General features: G+C 73.5%; 3 protein-coding genes. 1 reads left to right on the top strand and 2 read right to left on the bottom strand.

Going from position 1 to position 1,393, the window contains the following annotated elements; genetic code table 11:
- The coding region (locus AOK03_RS45290) for a chaplin family protein (RefSeq protein WP_157869224.1) at positions 1–117 on the top strand (117 nt) is incomplete at its 5' end.
- 57 nt (positions 118–174) lie between these two features.
- Here the strand turns inward: AOK03_RS45290 and AOK03_RS39300 are convergent.
- Together AOK03_RS39300 and AOK03_RS39295 are read right to left on the bottom strand one after the other, a co-directional pair.
- Positions 175–1,047, bottom strand: a complete 873-nt coding sequence (locus tag AOK03_RS39300; protein ID WP_055570126.1) for a tyrosinase family protein — start codon at positions 1,045–1,047, stop codon at positions 175–177.
- A gap of 37 nt (positions 1,048–1,084) precedes the next feature.
- The coding region (locus AOK03_RS39295) for a tyrosinase cofactor (RefSeq protein ID WP_244177948.1) at positions 1,085–1,393 on the bottom strand (309 nt) is incomplete at its 5' end.

Below are 1,393 nucleotides of genomic sequence, written 5' to 3'. Positions count from 1 at the left end.
TGCGGCAACACCGTCGACGTCATCGGCCTGCTGAACCCCGCCTTCGGCAACAAGTGCGCGAACCCGGGCGGCGACCACGAGGCCCCCCACGGTGGCGGCGCCGGCTACGGCGGCTGACCAGCCCCTGACGGAGCCCCCGGCGTGCGTTCCGCCGGGGGCTCCGTCGTGCCCGCGCTAACTTCCGTACGAGTAGAGACCCTTGTGGTCCAGGAGCTCGTCCGGTCTGGCGTCCCACGGCGGCATCGGCTCGTGGCGGGCGACGATGCGCCGGTACTGGGACGAGCCGAGCCCGGGCGGCCGCTCCGGCAGATAGCGCGCGGAGTCGGGGTGGCGGCGCTGCCACCGGTCCCACAGCAGGTCCACGAAGGCGTGGTTGAGCCAGAAGACCGGGTCGTTCACGGAGGCTCCGCCCAGCATGTGTCCGCCGACCCAGCGGTGCACGCGGTTGTGGTTCCGCCACCGCTCCTTCCCCTGCGCCGACGTCCAGCCCTCCAGCCTGTTGCGGAAGCCCTCGGGCGCCGTGGAGTCCCACGGCGGCACGTCGTAGCGGGGGTCGGCCATGGCCCACTCCACGTCGGCCGCCGTGGGCAGGTCGATCGGATCCTGGGGCCGGCCGAAGTCACGCGTGAGGAACTCCCCGTCGGTGACGTCCTCCTTGATGGTCCAGTGCCCGCTCCCGTACGCGAACGGCCCGGTCATGACCCGCCGGTCGCTCCGCCGCCCGTTGCCGCCCATCAGGTCGGCGCCCCACAGCGACCCGGCCCGGCCGCGGTCCTTCGTCCAGTCCCAGTAGGGGACGGTGACGCCGGAGTCCATGCGCCGCAGGGCCCGCTCGAACTCGAGCAGGAAGCGGCGGTGCCAGGGGAAGAACGAGGGGGTCATGTGGGCGACCCGGAGCCGGTCGTCGCCGTCCGACACATAGAAGTCGATGTGCATGCGCACGAACTCGTCGTACTCCCCCCGGCGCTTCAGCTTCAGCACCGCGTCGACGAAACGGCGCCGCTCCGCCCGGCTGAGGCTGCTCTGGTTCCTGCGCGTGTGGGCCATGGCCGTCCCTTCGGCGTTCGTCCGTTTCCCGCCCCGCTCAGTGGAGGCGGCCGCTCAGGGCGCGCAGGGGGCCGAGCTCGTCGACGGCTCCTTGCGCGGCGGCGAGCGGCGTCGCGTACGACTGGTAGTGGTCCACCATGCTGAGGTAGCTGCCGTCCGCGCGGCGCATGAGGCCGAGCTGCCGCCCGTCGACGGTGATCCGCCAGCCCGCGGAGCCGTGGCCGCCCTGGTGGGCCATCGGCTCGCCCTGGATGCGCCGGCCCCGGTACGTCTCGTCGAACGGCGGATCGCCCGGGGTACCCGAGGTGTCAGGGGCGCCCGGCGGGGCCGGGGCGGGCGGCGCGGG

It is taken from the genome of Streptomyces atriruber (assembly GCF_001418325.1).
Lineage (GTDB): Bacteria > Actinomycetota > Actinomycetes > Streptomycetales > Streptomycetaceae > Streptomyces > Streptomyces atriruber.
Note: the sequence above shows the minus strand (reverse complement) of the source record. Positions and strands in the feature narration are given on the sequence as shown.

Coding starts and splice junctions, on each gene's coding strand:
- AOK03_RS39300 (WP_055570126.1), bottom strand. CDS start 1,047: ATGGCCCACACGCGCAGGAACCAGAGCAGCCTCAGCCGGGCGGAGCGG.